We start from the raw sequence: 19,645 nt of genomic DNA on the forward strand, positions 1-19,645 counted from the left end.
CGCTTACGCCAGTCTGAATTCGTTGTCGATGGCCTCGAACAGTTCCTCGTCGGTGACCGAGTCGAGTGCGGCGTCGTCCGGGCCGAGGAGCGGCGCGTCCGCCTTCCGCCACTCGGCCAGTACGGCTTCCAGCCGGGCGGTGATCCTCGACCGGTCGTCGGGGTCCGCCGCGGTCGTGGCGAGTGACGCCCGCAGCCGGTCGATGTCGCCCAGCAACGGCAGCACCGCGGTGACCGGTTCGGCGCCCGCGCCGGCCTCCTCCTGCGACGGGAACAGGCTCAGCAGGCGGCGGACCAGCGCGTCGGGGGTCGGGTGGTCGAACACGACCGTGGCCGGCAGCCGCCGGCCGGTCGCCTTGTGCACCCGGTTGCGCAGCTCGACCGAGGTCAGCGAGTCGAACCCGAGGGACTTGAAGGTGGCCGACGGGGGCACCGCCTCCGGTGAGTTGTGGCCGAGGACGGCCGCGACCTGGAACCGGACGAGGTCCAGGAGGTGGCCGTGGCGGCGCCCCGGGGGCAGGGCGGCGAGCCGGTCCGCCGGGTCATCCCCGCTCCCGGCGCTCTCGCGCACGGCCGGGCGGGCGGGCCGCACCAGCTCGCGCAGCACCGGCTGCACGGCGTCCGCGGCCCGGGTGTTCAGGCGCATCGGCACCACGACCGGGACGGCGCTGTCCCAGGCGGTGTCGAACAGGGCCAGGCCGTCCTCGTCGGACAGCGCGAGCAGACCGCCGCGCGACAGCCGCTCGGCGTCCGCGCCGGTGAGGGTCTCGCCCATCCCGCCGCGGTTCGCCCACAGCCCCCACGCGAGCGACGTCCCGGCCAGCCCGGCGGCCCGGCGCCGCGTCATGAGCGCGTCCAGGTAGGTGTTCGCCGCCGCGTAGTTCGCCTGCCCCGCACCGCCGAGCACACCCGACACCGAGGAGAAGACCACGAACATGGCCAGATCCCGCCCGCGGGTCAGCTCGTCGAGATGGGTCGCGGCGTCCACCTTGGGCCGCAGCACCCGCTCAAGCCGGGCCCCGTCCAGCGTCTCGACCACCCCGTCGTCCAGCGTCCCCGCGGCGTGCACGATCCCGGTCAGCTCGTCACCCGCCCGGGTCACCAGCTCGGCCACGGCGGCGCGGTCGGCGACGTCACAGACCGCGACGTGCGCCGTCGCGCCCAGCTCCGCCAGGCGTTTCGCCGTCTCCCGCAGTGCCGTCTCGCGACGGCCCGCCAGCACCAGCCGCCGTATCCCGTGCGCGGCCACCAGGCGTTCGGCCACCAGCCCGCCCAGTGCCCCCGAGGCGCCGGTCACCAGCACGACCCCGTCGCCCGGCTCTCGCGGAATCCGCAGTACCACCTTGCCGGTGTGACGGGCCCGGCTGACGAACCGGAAGGCCTCCGGCGCCCGCCGGACGTCCCACACCCGGACCGGCGGCAGCCGCAGCACCCCGCGCGCGAACAGGTCCATCACGGCGCCGAACAGTCCGGCGATGCGGTCGGGGCCTGCGTCCATCAGGTCGAAGGCCCGGTACGACACGTCCGGCCGCACCGAGGTGCGCAGGTCGTTCTTGCCCATCTCGATGAACCGGCCGCCTGTGCCGAGCAGCCGGAGCGAGGCGTCCAGCGCTTCGCCGGTCAGCGAGTTGAGTACGACGTCGACCCCGCGGCCGCCGGTGACGGCGCCGAACGCGGCCTCGAAGCCGGTGGTCCGGGAGGAGGCGATCCGGTCCTCCGGCAGGCCCATCTCCCCCACGGCCCGCTGTTTGGCGGGAGAGGCGGTGGCGAACACCTCCGCGCCCAGGTGCCGTGCCAGCTGCACCGCGGCCATGCCGACCCCGCCCGCGGCGGAATGGATGAGCACCTTCTCGCCCGCCCGCAGCCCGGCGAGATCGACCAGTGCGTAGTAGGCGGTCAGGTACACGATCGGTACGGACGCGGCCTCGGTGAACGACCAGTCCTCCGGAATACGGGTCAGCAGCCGCTGGTCGGTGACGGCCACCGGTCCGAACGCGCCCTCGAACACTCCGGTCACCCGGTCGCCGGCACGCAGCCCGGCGACCCCGGGGCCGACCGCGGTGACCACGCCGGCGGCCTCGGCTCCCAGCTGTCCGGCCGGGCCGGGGTACTGCCCCAGTGCTGTCAGCACATCGCGGAAGTTGAGGCCGGCGGCCCGCACGGAGATACGGACCTGTCCCGCTGCCGGCGTGCCGGCCTGCGGGGCCGGCGCGAGAACGAGGTTCTCCAGGGTGCCCGGCTCGGTCACGGCGAGCCGCCAGGCCGGCCCGGGCGGCGGTACCAGCGTGCCGGAGCCGGCCGCCCGGCCCAGCCTCGGTACCAGCAGGGCACCGGCACGCACCGCCACCTGTGGCTCGCCGCAGGCCGCGGCGAGCGCCGTCAGCTCCTCTCCCCCGTCCAGGTCCACCAGTACGAAGCGGTCCGGGTTCTCCGTCTGGGCCGAGCGCACGAGCCCCCAGACGGCTGCCTGCGCGAGGTCGCGCACGTCCTCGCCCTGCGACACGGCCACCGCGCCACGGGTGACCAGCACCAGACGTCCGGTGGCCCGTTCCGGTGCGGACAGCCAGTCCTGGATCACGGCCAGGACCTGCGACAGCACCGTGCGCACGGCGGCCGGCCGGTCCGCTTGCCCGGCCGGCACGGACGGCACCCGGTAGAGGACCGGTTCGTCCCCGGCGGAAGGCCCGGCGGGAGGTCCGGCGGGCAGCGGGATCCAGTCGAGCTGGAACAGCGAGCCGAGACCGCCGCCCCCGGGGCGGGTGGCCGGCCTGAGCGTCAGTCCGTCCACCGTGGCCACCGGACTGCCGTCGGGGCCGGCGAGCAGCACGCTGACGGTGCCGGGGCCCGCCGGGCTGATCCGCACGCGCAGGGTGGTGGCGCCGGTGGCGTACAGGCGGACCCCGCTCCAGGAGAACGGCAGGGCGGCCCGCCCGTCTTCCTGTCCGTGCAGGAGGGACGGGTGCAGGGCGGCGTCGAAGAGGGCCGGGTGCAGGGCGAACGCGCCGGCGTCGTCCGTCTCGGGCAGTGCCACCTCCGCGTAGACGTCGGTCTCCGAACGCCAGATCGCGCGTACCCCGCGGAACAGCGGGCCGTAGGCGATCCCGGTCCCGGCGAACCGGTCGTAGAAGCCGTCCAGGTCAACCGGGTGTGCCGCGGCCGGCGGCCAGTTGGTCAGCGGCCGCGGCGGTACGGCGGAGGCGGGGCCGAGCAGGCCGGTGGCGTGCTCGGTCCACGGCCCGTCGGTGCCGTCGGGGCACGAGTGCAGGGTCACGGCGCGCCGTCCGTCCCCGTCCGGGGCGCCGACCCCGATCTGCACCCGTACCGCGCCGTGCTGGGGAAGCGTCAGCGGAGCTGTCAGGGTCAGCTCCTCGATCCGGCCGCAGCCGACCTGGTCGCCGGCGTGAACGGCCCATTCGACCAGTGCGGTGCCGGGCACCGTCACCGAGTCGAACACCACGTGTCCGGCTGTCCAGGGCTGCGTGGCGAGTGACAGCACGCCGGTGCACACCACGCCCGACTCGTCGGGCCGTACGACGGCCGCGCCGAGTACCGGGTGCGTCGAACCGGACAGGCCCCAGGCTGCCGGGTCCCCGCGCCGGGGCGCGGTGCGCGGCCAGTAGCGTTTCCGCTGGAACGCGGTGGTCGGCAGGTCGAGCAGGTGCGCGCCGCGGCCCGCGAACACCGCGGGCCAGTCCACGGCCGTTCCCTCGACGTGCAGGGCGGCGACCGCGGAAAGTACGGATTCGGATTCGGCGCGGCCGCGCCGGGTGGCGGCGACCGCCGTCGCCTCTGCCTGGATATCGGCGACCATGGCGGTGAGGACGGCGTCCGGGCCCAGTTCGAGGAAGCGGCCGACGCCTTCGCCGGCGAGGTGCCGTATCCCGTCGTGGAAGCGGACTGCCGCGCGGACGTGGCGGACCCAGTACGCGGCGGAGGCGATGTCGGGGGTGGGCCGGCCGGTCACGTTCGACACGACCGGGATCCTGGGCTCGGCGTAGTCGATCGTGGCGGCGACGTCGTGGAAGGCGTCCAGCATCGGATCCATCCGGGGCGAGTGGAAAGCATGCGAAACCGGCAGCCGCCGGGTACGGCGGCCTTGCGCCGCCCAGTGCCCGGCCAGTCGCAGAACGTCGGCCTCGTCCCCGGAAACGACCACCGCACGCGGACCGTTGACCGCCGCGACCGCGACACGATCACCGAGACCGGGCACAACCTCCGCCTCACTCGCCTCGACCGCCACCATCGCCCCGCCCCGGGGCAACGCCTGCATCAGCCTCCCCCTCGCCACCACCAGACGAGCCGCATCAGGAAGCGACCACACCCCCGCCACATGAGCCGCCACCAGCTCACCCACCGAATGACCCAGCACGAAATCCGGCCGCACACCCCACGAGGAAACCAACCGGAAAAGAGCGACCTCCATGGCGAACAGACCACACTGAGCGAACACCGTCTCCTCCAGCGACTCCCGGCCACCGAGAACCACCTCGCGAAGAGACTCCCCCAACCCGGCCTCAACCGCGGCACACACCTCATCGAACGCCCCGGCATACACCGGGAACATCTCATACAACTCACGCCCCATACCCGGCCGCTGCGCACCCTGGCCCGAGAACATCATGGCCAGGCGGCCGGGCGAGACGGTGCCGGAGCGGACGCCGGGGGCGGGTTCGTCCGCGGCGAGGGCGGTGAGTCCGGCGAGCAGTTCCGCGCGTGAACCGCCGACGAGTACCGCCCGGTGCTCAAGTGCGGGGCGCCGGGCCGAGGAGAAGCCGATGTCCGCCGGGTCCCAGCCGGGCGCGGCCGTCATGGCCTCCAGCAGGCGGCGCGCCTGGTGTCGTAGCGCGGGCGCGGTTTTGCCGGACACCGTCACCGGGACGGACGGCAGGGGGCGGGCCTTCGGGGGGACGGCCGCTGCCGGTGGTGCCTGTTCGAGGATCGTGTGGGCGTTGGTGCCGCCGATGCCGAACGAGGACACGCCCGCGCGGCGCGGGCGCCCGGTGGCGGGCCAGGGCCGGGCTTCGGTCAGCAGCTCGACCGCTCCGGTGGTCCAGTCGACGTGTGACGAAGGTGCCGTGATGTGCAGGGTTCGCGGCAGGGTCCCGTGGCGCATCGCCATGACCATCTTGATCACGCCGGCCACGCCGGCGGCGGCCTGGGTATGGCCGATGTTGGACTTGACCGAGCCGAGCCACAGCGGGTTCGTGGTGTCCCGGCCCTGGCCGTAGGCCGCCAGGAGTGCCTGTGCCTCGATGGGGTCACCGAGCTTGGTGCCGGTCCCGTGTGCCTCCACCACGTCCACCTCGGAGGGTCCGAGAGCGGCGGCGGTCAGGGCCTGCCGGATCACCCGCTGCTGCGAGGGGCCGTTCGGCGCGGTCAGTCCGTTGGAGGCGCCGTCGGAGTTGACCGCGCTGCCCCGGACCACCGCCAGCACGGGGTGGTCGTGGCGTCGCGCGTCCGAGAGCCGTTCCACGACGAGCACGCCGATGCCTTCGGACCAGCCGGTGCCGTCGGCGTCGGCGGAGAACGCCTTGCACAGTCCGTCCGGTGCCAGTGCGCCCTGCCGGGCGAACTCGGCGAAGTTGCCGGGTGTGGACATCACGGTCACGCCGCCGGCGAGCGCGAGATCGCATTCACCCGCCTGCAGCGCCCGCACGGCCTGGTGCAGTGCCACCAGCGAGGCGGAGCAGGCGGTATCGGTGGTGACGACCGGGCCCTGCAGTCCGAGTACGTAGGCCACTCGGCCGGGCAGCACGCTGGCCGCGACGCCGGTCATCACGTAACCGTGGACGTCCTCGGCCGCGTCGGCCAGCACCGAGGCGTAGTCCTGGCCGTTCGTCCCGGCGAAGACGCCGGTCCGGCTGCCCTTCAGGGAGAGCGGATCGATGCCGGCCCGTTCCAGCGCTTCCCACGACACCTCCAGGAGCAGGCGCTGCTGCGGGTCCATCGCCAGGGCCTCGCGTGGTGACACGCCGAAGAATCCGGCGTCGAAGTCGGCGGCGTCCTCGATGAATCCGCCCCGGTGCGGCACCGGGCCGGCGGCGGGCTCCCAGCCGCGGTCCCGGGGGAAGTCCGTGATGCCGTTGCCGGCCGCCTGGACCAGCGCCCACAGGTCTTCCGGCGACCGGATGTCCCCGGGGAAGCGGCAGCCCATTCCGACGATGACCACCGGGTCCCCGGGGGTGGCCGCGGCGGGCGGGCCGGGCTGGCCGGCCGGTTGGCCGGGCGGACCGGCCGGTTCGTCCCCGCCGGTCAGCTCGGACCGCAGGAACCCTGCCAGCGCGCCCGGTGAGGGGTGGTCGAACACGACGGTCGAGGGCAGGGGCGTGCCGGTCAGTTCCTGGAGGGCGTTGCGGAGTTCGACGGCTGTCAGCGAGTCGAAGCCCAGGTCGCGGAAGGACGCGGTGGGGTCGATGCCTGCCGCGGAGGCGTGTCCCAGCACCGCCGCGATCTGATCGAGGGTCAGTTTCGTTACGGTCCGGTCCTGTTCGGCCGCGGGGAGTCCGGCGAGCCGGGACGCGAGGGGGTGTGTCCCCGTCGCGGGGGCGGCCGGCCCGGCGGCCTCGGGGAGGTCGCCGAATACCCGGACGGCCCGGGGGGAGCGGACCGTCCGCGTGAACCGCCGCCAGTCCACGTCGGCCACCACGGCGGTCGCCTCGCCGGAGTCGACCGCCTCCCGCAGTGCTTCGAGCGCGGTGGTGCTCGTGATCGTCCGCAGGCCGTCCCGGCGCATCCGTGCCGCGGCTCGTTCGTCCGCGGCCATGCCGCTGCCGGCCCAGGGGCCCCAGGCGATCGAGGTGGCGGTCAGGCCGGCGGCGCGGCGTTGCTCGGCGAGGCCGTCGAGGTGGGCGTTCGCGGCGGCGTAGGCGGCCTGGCCCGCCAGTCCGAAGGTGCCGGAGACCGAGGAGAACAGTACGAAGGCGGCGAGGTCCTGGTGGGCGGTCAGCTCGTGCAGGTTCTGTGCGGCCAGGGCCTTGGGCCGCAGTGCTGTGGCGAGCTGGGCCGGGGTCAGCGCGCCGGCCATGCCGTCGGCGAGCGCGCCCGCGGCGTGGAACACGGCGCACAGCGGCCGGTCTTCGGGGAGACTGCCGAGCAGGCCGGCGAGCGCGGGGCGGTCCGCGGCGTCGCAGGCCGCCACGGTGACTCTGGCGCCGGACCGGGCGAGTTCGGCCTGGAGTCCGGTGGCTCCGGGTGCGGCCGGGCCGCGCCGTCCGGTCAGCAGGAGGTCGCGGACGCCGCCGGCCACCAGCCATCGGGCGAGGTGTCCGCCCAGGGCGCCTGTGCCGCCGGTCACCAGGACGGTGCCCCGCGTCAGGCCGTCGAACAGGCGGCTTTTCGCGGCGGGCCGGGCGCGGGGGGTGCGCACGATCCGGCGGGAGTACACGCCGGATGCCCGGATGGCGAGCTGGTCGTCCTGGGACGCCGGCAGCGAGGCGAGCGGGTGCGCGGTGTTCTCGTCCGGTTCGGCGGGCAGGTCGACGAGTCCGCCCCAGCGCTCGGGGTGTTCCAGCGCGGCTACCCGGCCGTAGCCCCAGAGCTGGGTCTGTGACGGGTTCGGTGCGCTGTCGGTGGTGCCGGTCGACACCGCGCCCTGGGTGGCGCACCACAGCGGTGCGCCGATGTCCGCGTCGCCGAGTGCCTGGACCAGTGCGGTGGTGGCGGCGAGTGCGGCCGGTACCGCGGGTTCGTCCGGCAAGTGGCGTTCGTCCAGTGCCAGCAGGGACAGTACGGCCGTCGGCGGGGTCGGCGCGGTTGTGCGCAGGAGCCGGGCGAGGGCGGGCCGGTCGAGGCGGGTGGTGTCCACGTCGAGTCGGAGTACCTGGCCTCCGTGGTGGGCCAGTGCCTGTTCGACGGTGGTCACGAGGGGGTGGCCGGTGTCCGGGGCGATCAGGAGCCAGTGGTCGCCGGGCGCCGGTGGGGGCAGTGTGGTGCCGGGGCGCCATACGGCGCGGTAGTGCCGGTCGTCCGCCGCGGGTTGCCGGTGTCCGGGCGCGGGTTCGAGCCAGTACCGCTCCCGTTGGAAGGCGTAGGTCGGCAGGTCGGTCACGCGGCCGTGGCCGGCGAGTACGGCCCGCCAGTCGACGGGGGTGCCTTCGGTGTGCAGCCGTGCGACGGCCGCCAGTGCCGTGCCGGTCTCGGGACGGCCCTTGCGGGTGGCCGGGACCGTGATGCTGTCCGGGTCGGTCTGGCGGACCAGTGCGGTGAGTGTGCCGTCGGGGCCGAGTTCGAGGAAGCGGTCGGCGCCCCGCTCGCGCAGGGACTGCACGCCGTCGTGGAAACGGACCGGTTCACGGACATGACGCACCCAGTACTCCGGCGAGACCAGTTCACCGGGACCCGCCGGCCGTCCCGTCAGATTCGACACCACCGGAATCCGCGGCTCGGCGTAGTCGACCGCCGCGGCCACCTCCCGGAAACCGTCCAGCATCGGATCCATCCGGGGCGAGTGGAAAGCATGCGAAACCGGCAACCGCCGGGTACGGCGGCCCTGCGCCGCCCAGTGCCCGGCGATCTCTTCCACCCGGTCCGCGTCACCCGAAACAACCACCGCACGCGGACCGTTGACCGCCGCGACCGCGACACGATCACCGAGACCGGGCACAACCTCCGCCTCACTCGCCTCGACCGCCACCATCGCCCCACCCCGGGGCAACGCCTGCATCAGCCTCCCCCTCGCCACCACCAGACGAGCCGCATCAGGAAGCGACCACACCCCCGCCACATGAGCCGCCACCAGCTCACCCACCGAATGACCCAGCACGAAATCCGGCCGCACACCCCACGAGGAAACCAACCGGAAAAGAGCAACCTCCATGGCGAACAGACCACACTGAGCGAACACCGTCTCCTCCAGCGACTCCCGGCCACCGAGAACCACCTCGCGAAGAGACTCCCCCCACCCGGCCTCAAGCGCGGCACACACCTCATCGAACGCCCCGGCATACACCGGGAACGACTCATACAACTCACGCCCCATACCCGGCCGCTGCGCACCCTGGCCCGAGAACATCATGGCCAGCTTTCCGCCGTCCGCGGCGATGCCGTCGATCGCCGTGGGGTGGGGGCGCTGCTCGGCAGTCGCGCGCAGCCCTTCGATCAGTGCGTCGCGCTGTCCGATGAGGACGGTCCGGTGGCCGAAAGCCGTCCGGGTGGTCGCGAGGGAGTGCGCGATGTCGGCTGTGGGCAGTTCCGGTCGCGCCGTCAGCTTGTCGAGCAGCCGGCGTGCCTGGTCCCGCAGCGCGGACGGGTTCTTGCCGGACAGCAGCCAGGCCGTGGGGGTGGCGCGGTCGGCCGGGGGCTCGGCCGCCGGGGTTTCCGGGGCCTGTTCGATGATGGTGTGGGCGTTGGTCCCGGAGATTCCGAAGGCGGACACCCCGGCCCGGCGCGGGCGTCCGGTGTCCGGCCAGGTCTCGTTGCGGGTCAGCAGCGAGACGGCGCCGGAGTGCCAGTCCACCTTGGGCGACGGCCGGTCCGCGTGCAGGGTTTTCGGCAGGACGCCGTGGCGGATCGCCATGACCATTTTGATCACTCCGGCGATCCCGGCGGCGGCCTGTGTGTGTCCGAGGTTGGATTTCAGCGAGCCCAGCCACAGGTCGCGTTCGCGGTCCTGTCCGTAGGTGGCGAGCAGTGCCTGTGCCTCGATCGGGTCGCCCAGTGCGGTGCCCGTGCCGTGCGCCTCCACGGCGTCCACTTCGGAGGGTTCGAGGCCGGCGGCGGCCAGTGCCTGCCGGATGACGCGCTGCTGGGCGGGGCCGTTGGGTGCGGTCAGTCCGTTCGAGGCGCCGTCGGAGTTCACCGCCGTGCCGCGGATCACCGCCAGGACCGGGTGTCCGTGGCGCCGGGCGTCGGACAGCCGTTCCACCAGGAGCATCCCGGCGCCTTCCGACCAGCCGGTGCCGTCCGCCTCGGCGGAGAAGGGTTTGCACACCCCGTCCGGGGCCAGGCCGCCCTGCCGGCTGAACTCGGTGAACATGCCCGGGGTGGCCATCACCGCGGCTCCGCCGGCCAGTGCCAGGTCGCAGTCGCCGGCGCGCAGTGCCTGGACGGCCAGGTGCAGGCCGACCAGTGAGGAGGAGCACGCCGTGTCCACGGTGATCGCGGGGCCCTCCCACCCGAGGGTGTAGGCGATCCGGCCGGAGGCGGTGCTGCCGGTGGTGCCGGTCAGTACGAAGCCTTCGGCACGGCCGTGGGCCTCGTGCAGGCGTGGGCCGTAGTCCAGTGAGGTGACGCCGACGAAGACCCCGCCGCGTCCGCCGCGCAGGGTGTCCGGGTCGAGGCCGGCCCGTTCGACCGCCTCCCAGGAGGTTTCCAGCAGCAGGCGGTGCTGGGGGTCGAGCGCCGCGGCCTCGCGGGGCGAGATGCCGAAGAATCCGGCGTCGAAGTCGGCGGCGTCGTGCAGGAAGCCGCCGATCCTGGCGTAGGAGGCCCGCGGGTCGGGGTCCCAGCCGCGGTCGGCCGGGAAGGGGGACAGTCCGCTGCCTCCCGAGACGACCAGGTCCCACAGGCCTTCGGGGTCGTTCGCTCCGCCCGGCAGGCGGCAGCTCATGGCGACGACGGCGATCGGCTCGTCGGCCACCGGGGCCGGGGCTGCCAGGGCCGGGGCCGCCGGGGCCGGTTCGCGGGCGTCGTCCTTCCCGGCGAGGTAGCGGGCCAGGGCCGCGGGGGTGGGGTGGTCGAACAGCAGGGTCTGCGGGAGGTCGCGGCCGGTGGCGGAGCTCAGGGTGTTGCGCAGTTCCACGGCGGACAGGGAGTCGAAGCCGAGTTCGGTGAACGGCCAGGTGCGCTGGACCACCGTTCCCGGCGCGTGGCCGAGCACGGCGGCGACATGGGTGTCCACCAGTTCCTGGGGGGTGCGGCTGTCCGTCGTCCCGGTGTCCGCGCTGTGCTGTGCCGTGGGTGTTCGCGGTGCCGGCCGCTGGGTGGTTCCGGTGATCCAGTGGCGCCGGCGCTGGAAGGCGTAGGTGGGCAGCGCGACCCGCCGGGCGTCGCGGCCGGCGAACACCTTGGCCCAGTCGGTCGGGACGCCGTGGGCGTGCAGCTCGCCGATCGCGGTCAGCAGCGCGTGGGGTTCGGGCCGGTCGCGGCGTACGGCGGGGATCACCAGGGCGGGTGGCCGGCCGCCGGCGGTGTTGCGCACGAGTGCGGTGAGTGTGCCGTCGGGGCCGAGTTCGAGGAAGCGGTCGGCGCCCCGCTCGCGCAGGGACTGCACGCCGTCGTGGAAACGGACCGGTTCACGGACATGACGCACCCAGTACTCCGGCGAGACCAGTTCACCGGGACCCGCCGGCCGTCCCGTCAGATTCGACACCACCGGAATCCGCGGCTCGGCGTAGTCGACCGCCGCGGCCACCTCCCGGAAACCGTCCAGCATCGGATCCATCCGGGGCGAGTGGAAAGCATGCGAAACCGGCAACCGCCGGGTACGGCGGCCTTGCGCCGCCCAGTGCCCGGCGATCTCTTCCACCCGGTCCGCGTCACCCGAAACAACCACCGCACGCGGACCGTTGACCGCCGCGACCGCGACACGATCACCGAGACCGGGCACAACCTCCGCCTCACTCGCCTCGACCGCCACCATCGCCCCGCCCCGGGGCAACGCCTGCATCAACCGCCCGCGCGCGGCCACCAGCGCCACCGCGTCGTCCAACGAGAACACCCCGGCGACATGAGCCGCCGCCACCTCACCCACCGAATGCCCCAGCAGAAAATCCGGACGCACACCCCACGACACCATCAGGCGGAAAAGCGCCACCTCAAAAGCGAACAGTCCCGCCTGGGTGAACGCGGTCTCATCCAGCGACCCCGGACCACCGAACACCACCTCACGAAGCGGCCCGCCCGCACACCCGTCGAACCGCCCGCACACCTCGTCGAATGCCCCGGCGAAAACAGGGAACGCGCCGCACAACTCCCTGCCCATGCCCACCCGCTGCGCACCCTGGCCGGAGAACATCATGGCCAGCTTTCCGGCGGTCGCCTCGCCCCGGACCACGCCCGTGGCCACGGTTCCGTCCGCGATCGCGGAAAGGCCGCGGACCGCGGTGGCGCGGTCCTCGGCGACCACCACCGCGCGGTGTTCCAGTGCCGTCCTGGTGGTGGCCAGCGAGAATCCGATGTCCTCGGCGTCGAGTCCGGGATGCTGCCGGACGTGGCCGGCGAGCCGGGCCGCCTGGGCCCGCAGCGCTTCTTCGCTCCGGGCCGAGAGCAGCCAGGGGACGGCGGGGGCGGGGACGGGGGCGGGGCGTGCGGTGGCCGGTTCACGCCGCGGCCGGTGGTCGGCCAGTATCACGTGGCAGTTGGTGCCGCCGAGGCCGAACGAGCTCACCCCGGCGATCAACGGCCGGTCGGGGTGCGGCCAGTCCCCCGGTTCGCGCTGTATCCGCAGTCCCAGTGCGGCCAGGGGAATCCGGGGGTTCGGGGAGTTGAAGTGGAGACTCGGCGGCAGCTGCCGCCGGTGGATGGCGAGTGCGGTCTTGATGAGGCCGACGATGCCGGCGCCGCCCTCCAGATGTCCGACGTTGGTCTTGGCCGAGCCGACGCGCAGGGGTTCACCGTCCGGCCGGCCGAGTTCGGCGCCGAGCGCGGCCGCCTCGACCGGATCGCCCAGCCGTGTGCCGGTGCCGTGCAGTTCGACGTACTGGACTTCCCGTGGCGCCACTTCGGCGCGCTCGCGGGCGAGGCGGAGCACCTCGCGCTGGGCGTCGGCCGCCGGGGTGGTCAGGCTGTCTCCCGAGCCGTCGTTGTTCACGGCGCTGCCGCGGATCACGCAGTAGACCGGGTCGCCGTGGGCGATCGCCGCGGCCAGCGGTCTGAGCAGTACGGTGCCGCCGCCCTCGCCCCGCACGTAGCCGTTCGCCCTGGCGTCGAAGGTGTGGCAGCGGCCGTCCGGCGAGAGGCCGCCGAGCTTCGTCGCGCCGACGGTGTTCTCCGGCAGCAGGTTCAGATTGACGCCGCCCGCGAGGGCGAGGTCCGACTCGCCGCGCAGCAGGCTCTCGACGGCCAGGTGCAGCGCGACCAGTGAGGAGGACTGGGCGGAGTCGACTGTCAGGCTCGGTCCGGTCAGTCCCAGCGCGTAGGACACCCGGTTCGCGATCATGCCGCGGTTGAGGCCGGTGACCGTGTGCTGGGTGATCGCCGTGGGGCCGGCGCGGTCCACCAGGGTCGCGTAGTCGTCGTAGATGGCGCCGAAGAAGACCCCGGTGCGTCCCGGCGCGGAGGGCAGGATGCCGGCGTCCTCGAACGCCTCCCAGGCCAGTTCCAGCGCCAGCCGTTGCTGGGGGTCCATCGCCGCGGCTTCCCGCGGTGAGATCCCGAAGAAGTCCGCGTCGAAGAGGTCGACCGCGGGCAGGAAGCCGCCGCGGCGGCTGATCAGCTTGCCGGGCGCGGCCGGGTCCTCGTCGTGCCATGCCGCCGCGTTCCACCGCTGCCCGGGTACGTCGGTGACGGCGTCGACGCCGTCCCGCAGCAGGCGCCAGAAGGATGCCGGGTCCGGTGCCTGTGGCAGCCGGCAGGACAGACCGACGACCGCGATATCCGTCCGCCGCGCCGGATGACCGGAATCGAACTGGTTCATATGGGAATCCCCCTGGAAGTGATCGAGGACGTGTGGTTCGTGAGCTGTTTCGGGCGGGTGCCGGTGCGGTCCGGGGTGCCGGACGCGGTGGGCGTGGCGTTGTGCGCGGAGGTGGGGTGCGCGGAGGTGGGGTGCGCGTGGGCCGCCGTGGTCACGGCGCTGCGGCAGGGTTCCGGGTGATCAGCTGATTCCGGTGGCCGCTTCGAGGAGGGCGTCCAGTTCCGCGTTGATGTCCTCGACGGACCGCTCCGGGTCCGGGTCCTGGTCCTGGGACGCGGGGCTCGTGCGCGGCTCGGCCAGGTCCATTCTGGTGAGCAGGAGACCGGCGATGGCCGTGGGTGTGGGGTAGTCGAAGACCGTGGTGGAGGGCAGTGCGACGCCCATGGCCGCCGACAGCCGGCGGCGCAGTTCCACCGCCATCAGCGAATCGAGGCCGGCCTCGCGCAGCGCCTGGTCCGGTTCGAGTACGACGGCGGAGGGCAGTCCGAGCACCGCGGCGATCTCCTCCAGTACGACGCCGGTCATCGTCCCGGCCCGTTCGTCCGACGGGAGCGCGGACAGGCGCGCCCGGAGGGCGGTGGGTGCGGCGGGGGCGGCGTTCGCGGCCCGTCGCAGCGGTGGCGGGACCAGGCCCCGCAGGATCGCGGCGACGGGTTCGCCCCTGTCGGCTTCCTGTCGCGCGGCGGCCAGGTCCAGACGGATGGGTACGAGGTTCGGCTCGTTGTGGCGCAGCGCCGCGTCCAGCAGCCGCAGGCCGTCGGCGGCCGGGATCGCCCCGACGCCCTGGCGGCGCATCCGTGCCAGCTCGGCCGGGCCGAGGTGCGCGGTCATGCCCGTGCCCGCCTGCTGCCAGAGCCCCCAGGCCAGGCTGACGGCGGGCAGGCCGGCCGCACGGCGCCGCACGGCGATCGCGTCCAGTGTGGTGTTCGCCGCCGCGTAGGTGCTCTGCCCCGCGGTGCCGAGTACACCGGCGGCCGAGGAGAAGAGCACGAACGCCGCCGGCGGCCGCTCGCGGGTCAGTTCGTCGAGCAGCAGCGCTCCGCCGGCCTTGGGCGCGAACACCCGCGCCAGCCGGTCCCCGGTCTGCCCCGGCACCAGACCGTCGTCCAGCACACCGGCCAGGTGCAGTACCGCGGTGAGCGGATGCGCGGGGTCCACCGTGGAGAGCAGGGTGGTGAGTTCCGCGCGGTCGGCGACGTCGCAGGCGGCCACCCGGACGCTGAGCGCGCCCGCGTCCGTCAGCTCGTGTACCAGTTGGGCGGCGCCCGGTGCGTCCGGGCCGCGTCGCGAGGTGAGCACCAGCCTGCGCACGCCGTGCGCCCGCACCAGGTGCCGGGCGATCAGTGAGCCGAGTTCGCCGGTGCCGCCGGTGATCAGCGCGGTGCCTTCCGGGTCGAGCCGCGGCAGCCGCTCTTCGGTGTGTGCCGCGGCCCGGACCAGGCGTGGTGTGAGTACGTCGCCGCCGCGTACGACTGTCTCCGGTTCTCCGGTGGCGGCCAGCGCTCTGGCCAGCGCCGGGCCGGGCCGCTCAGCGAGTTCGACCAGCCGGATCTCCCGGTCGGCGTACTCGTTGGCCGCCACGCGCAGGAGACCGCGCAGTGATGCCCCGGCCGGATCGTCGCCGGTCACCCAGACCCATTCGGTGTCCGCCAGTTTCGGCTCCGCCAGCCCGCGCCGCAGCAGTTCCAGGGTGCGCACCGCGAGATCCGGGATGTCTCCGCCGGCGGTCGCGTCGACCACCACGCGCTCGGGTGCCTCTTCGGTGGCCGGCGAGGACATCAGCGTGTCGAGATCGGGTGCCCGCCGGGCGCCCAGGGCGTCGGCGACCGTCCCGTCGCCGGCCAGCACCACGGTGGTCCGCGCCGTCGGTGAGTCCGCCGGGGCGGGTATGTGGTCGATCCGGTACAGGTCCTGTACGGCGGGCCGCAGCTGTGCGGCGCCGACGCGGCGCAGGCGCAGGCCGCCGATCCTGGCCACGGGTTCGCCGTCGGCGTCCGCGAGCCACAGCGTCAGCCGGCGGTCGTCCCCGGCGGGGACGGACTCGATCCGGACTCTCAGTTCGGTGGCGCCGGTGGCGTACAGCTCGGTGTCGGACCATGTGACGGGAAGGAGCGGTTCGGCGCTCTCCTCGGTGACGGCGCGGACCACGTTCAGGGCGGCGTCCAGCAGTGCGGGGTGCAGTGCGAAGGGTGTGCCGGGTGTGTCCTGGGGCAGCCGCACCCGTCCGTAGGCGAGACCGTCGCGCCGGTGGAGTTCGGCCGTGCGCCGGAAGGCGGGGCCGTAGTCGAGGCCCTGTTCGCGGGCCCGCTCGTAGAATCCGTCCATGCCGACGGGTTCGGTGCCGGGCACCGGCCATGTGCGCAGTTCCTCGAATTCCGTGCCGGTGCCGGGGCCGGGGCTCGTGGTGGCCAGTTCGCCGGTGGCGTGCAGGGTCCAGGTCTCGTCGCCTTCGGGGCGGCTGTGCACCGATACGGTTTCCGTGCCGGTGATCACCTGGATCTGCAGGGGTGTGGTTTCCGGCAGCACCAGTGCGGTGATCAGCGAGAGTTCCCTGACGCCGCCCGCGCCGAACCGGCGGGCCGCGGTCATCGCCAGCTCCAGCAGGCCGGTGCCGGGCAGCACCACGGCTCCGTGCACGCGGTGGTCGGCCAGCCACGGCTGCTCGGCCAGTGACAGGCGGCCCAGCAGGAGCTTCGCGGTTCCGTCGGCGAGGGCGGTCTGCGCGGTCAGCCACGGATGCCCCGCGGTGTCGAGTCCCGGTGCGGCCGTGCCGGCGGCCGCCCGCGGTGCCCGCGGCCAGAAGCGCCGTCGTTGGAAGGGATAGGTCGGCAGGTCGAGGCGGGTGGTGCGCGGGGCACCGAAGTAGCGCGGCCAGTCGACCGTTCCGCCGTGGGTGTGGAGTCCGGCGAGGGCGTCCGGCAGGGTCTGCGTCCCGGGGCGGTCCGGGCGCAGTGCGGCGACCACGGCCGCGTCGGTCTTCCACTCGTCGGTACAGTCCTCGATCATCGCGGCGGCGACACCGGACGGGCCCAGTTCGAAGAACCGGGTCACCCCGGCAGCCATGAGGGTGCGGACGCCGTCGGCGAAGCGCACCGCCTGCCGCGCGTGCCGTACCCAGTGGTCCGGTTCGCACATCTCGTCGGTGACGACGCGGCCGGTCAGGGTGGAGACCAGCGCGGTGGCCGGCGGCCGCGGGTCCAGTGTGGCGGCCACTTCGGCGAACTCGGCCAGCATGGGTTCCATCAGCGGTGAGTGGAACGCGTGCGAAACAGCCAGACGGCGGTGGTTGATCCCGCGTCCGGTGAGCTCGGCGGCGATCTCCTCCAGTGGTGGTGCCGCGCCGGAAAGCACCACCGCGTGCGGTCCGTTCACCGCCGCCAGGCCCACCTCGTGCGCGCGGCCGGCCAGCATGCCCGCGACTTCGGCTTCCGGCGCCTGGACCGCGAGCATCGCCCCGCCGCCTGGCAGGGCCTCCATCAGCCGGCCGCGCGCCGCGACCAGGACACAGGCGTCGCGGAGCGACAGCACTCCGGCGACGTGCGCGGCCGCCAGTTCGCCGACGGAATGCCCGATCAGGTAGTCGGCCGTCACCCCCCAGGACTCGACGAGCCGGAACAAGGCGACTTCGACGGCGAACAGCGCGGGCTGGGTGAAGCCGGTCCGGTCCAGCAGCGCGGCCCGCGGGGTCCCGGCCGCGGCGAACGCCACCTCCCGTACCGGCCGTGCCGTCAGCGGGTCCAGCTGGGCGCACACCTCGTCGAACGCCGTGGCGAAGGCGGGGAACGTGCTGTACAGCTCGCTGCCCATGCCCGCGAGCTGTGCGCCCTGGCCGGGGAACACCAGCGCGGTGCGCCCGGTGCGGGCGCGGACCCCGGCCGCGCCGCTCGCCACGGCGGCCAGCCCGCGGAGTATGTCGTCGCGGGTTCCGGCGGGTACCGCTGCCCGGTGCTCGAACGCCGACCGGGTGGTGGCCAGCGCGTACGCGACCTCGGCCGGCTCGGTGCCGGGGTGTTCGGTGAGGAAGCCGGAGAGCAGCCGGGCCTGGTCCCGGAGCGCGGATTCGTCCTTGGCGGACAGCAGCAACGGTGGCACCGGTACGGCCGCCGGTGTGTTCTGCTCGGCCGGTGTGTCCTGCTCCGTGTCCGCGGCCGGGGCCTGTTCGAGGATCACGTGGGCGTTGGTGCCGCTGATCCCGAACGAGGACACCCCGGCGCGGCGCGGCCGGCCCGTGCGCGGCCAGTCCACCGGCTCGGTGAGCAGCGAGACCGCTCCGGTGGTCCAGTCGGCCTGCGGGGTCGGCCGGTCGATGTGCAGGGTCCGCGGGAGCCGGCCGTGGTGCATCGCCGCCACCATCTTGATCACTCCGGCGATCCCGGCGGCGGCCTGTGTGTGCCCGAGGTTGGACTTCACCGAACCCAGCAGCAGCGGCCGGCCGTCGAGCCGGTCCTGGCCGTAGGCCGCCAGCAGCGCCTGGGCTTCGATGGGGTCGCCGAGAGCGGTGCCCGTGCCGTGCGCCTCCACGGCGTCGATCTCACCGGGGGCGAGCCGGGCCGCGGCCAGCGCCTGCCGGATCACTCGCTGCTGGGCGAGGCCGTTCGGGGCGGTGAGCCCGTTCGACGCGCCGTCGGAGTTGACCGCGGAGCCGCGGATCAGGGCCAGTACCCGGTGCCCGTGGCGGCGGGCGTCCGACAGCCGTTCGAGCAGTACCAGTCCGGCGCCCTCGCCCCAGCCCGTGCCGTCCGCGGCCGCGGCGAAGGGCTTGCACCGTCCGTCCGCGGCGAGCCCGCCCTGTTTGCCGAACTCCGCGTAGATGGCGGGGGTGGCCATGATGGTGACCCCGCCCGCCACCGCCAGGGAGCATTCGCCCTGGCGCAGGGACTGGCCGGCCGTGTGCAGTGCCACCAGTGAGGAGGAGCAGGCGGTGTCGATGGTCAGTGCGGGGCCTTCGAGCCCGAGGGTGAAGGCGATCCGGCCGGAGGCGACGCTGGTGGTGCCTCCGGTCAGCAGATATCCGACCTGGTCGCTTGAGGGCGGGTCGGCGGCGGTGGCCAGGCCGGCGCTCGAAGTCCCGATGAACACGCCGGTCCTGGTGCCGCGCAGGGTGTCCGCGGCGATGCCGGAACGTTCCACGAGTTCCCACGCCGTCTCCAGCAGCAGGCGCTGCTGCGGGTCCATGGCCTGGGCTTCCCGGTCCGGGATGCCGAAGAAGCCGGCGTCGAACTCCGGGGCGTCGTGCACGAATCCGCCCACGAGAGGGCCGGCGGCCGGGTCGGCCAGGCCGTGGTCGTAGAGCCGGCCGGTGTCCCAGCCGCGGTCGGCGGGGAAGGGCCCGACGGCGTCCCGGCTCTCGTCGACCAGCTGCCAGAGGTCCTCCGGTGAACGCACCCCGCCGGGGAACCGGCAGCCCATGGCCACGATCGCGATCGGTTCGTGCTCACGCTCGGCCGCCTCCCCCAGCTGTTTGCGCGCCTGCCGCAGGTCGACGGTGACCCGCTTGAGGTAGTCGCGGAGTTTGTCCTCGGTGGTCATGTGTACTCCGTCGGGTTCCGTGCACGACGGACAGCCACACCGCGCGGGCGGTGTGGCTGTCCGTCAGCTCTTTGTCGGGGACTCGGCAGCGTCGCGGCTTGCCGGGAGGGACCGGCCGGCCGGCTTCGCTGGGAGCCGGCCGTCACGGATCAGAGGTGAACACACAATTCACCCGGGCCAGAAGAGTGACAGCGGCGTCGAAGCGGCGTCAACCGCGGCCGGAACCGGGGGGAAAGGGCCGGGGCCGGGTACGCCGGGATTCCGGGCCGCCCGGTCCGTTCAGCGTTTCACCTGGTCATCGTCGCCCTCCGAGGCCGGCCGGCCACCTCCGCGGAAATGCTCCGCGCCCGGCGCACCGACCCTTCCGCGCCATACGGGGGCTCGATCGCGCCGTACGGGAGTCGCCGCGGACCGTGATCCGCGCACCGCGCACCGCCGCCCGTCCGCCGTGTCTCCAGCCATCCCTCAGACGTTCCCGAGCCGCCGGCCCGTCGCCGGGGTGCGGGGCCGGGCCTCGCCGGCCGGTGGTCCCGGCGGCCGGCGA

2 protein-coding genes and 1 pseudogene are annotated in these 19,645 nt (G+C 73.9%); 1 reads left to right on the plus strand and 2 read right to left on the minus strand.

Annotation, left to right across the window (positions count from 1 at the left end):
• Positions 1-3 precede the first annotated feature (3 nt).
• Positions 4-13,572 carry an SDR family NAD(P)-dependent oxidoreductase gene (locus tag ACZ7LS_RS32260; protein WP_385133912.1) on the minus strand — a complete coding sequence of 4,523 codons (13,569 nt, stop codon included), beginning with the start codon at positions 13,570-13,572 and terminating at the stop codon, positions 4-6.
• On the opposite strand from ACZ7LS_RS32260, the gene ACZ7LS_RS32265 reads away from it, so the two are divergent.
• Complete coding sequence (locus ACZ7LS_RS32265) at positions 13,573-13,752, plus strand: hypothetical protein (RefSeq protein WP_382527952.1); 180 nt, start codon at positions 13,573-13,575, stop codon at positions 13,750-13,752.
• On the opposite strand, the pseudogene ACZ7LS_RS32270 reads toward ACZ7LS_RS32265, so the two are convergent.
• Positions 13,753-19,083: pseudogene (locus tag ACZ7LS_RS32270) on the minus strand (SDR family NAD(P)-dependent oxidoreductase); the annotation flags it as partial. It abuts the gene before it with no gap.
• Positions 19,084-19,645 lie beyond the last annotated feature (562 nt).

The sequence above is a fragment of the Streptomyces sp. NPDC039430 genome (assembly GCF_055639435.1).

Coding starts and splice junctions, on each gene's coding strand:
- ACZ7LS_RS32260 (WP_385133912.1), bottom strand. CDS start 13,572: ATGAACCAGTTCGATTCCGGTCATCCGGCGCGGCGGACGGATATCGCG.
- ACZ7LS_RS32265 (WP_382527952.1), top strand. CDS start 13,573: ATGGGAATCCCCCTGGAAGTGATCGAGGACGTGTGGTTCGTGAGCTGT.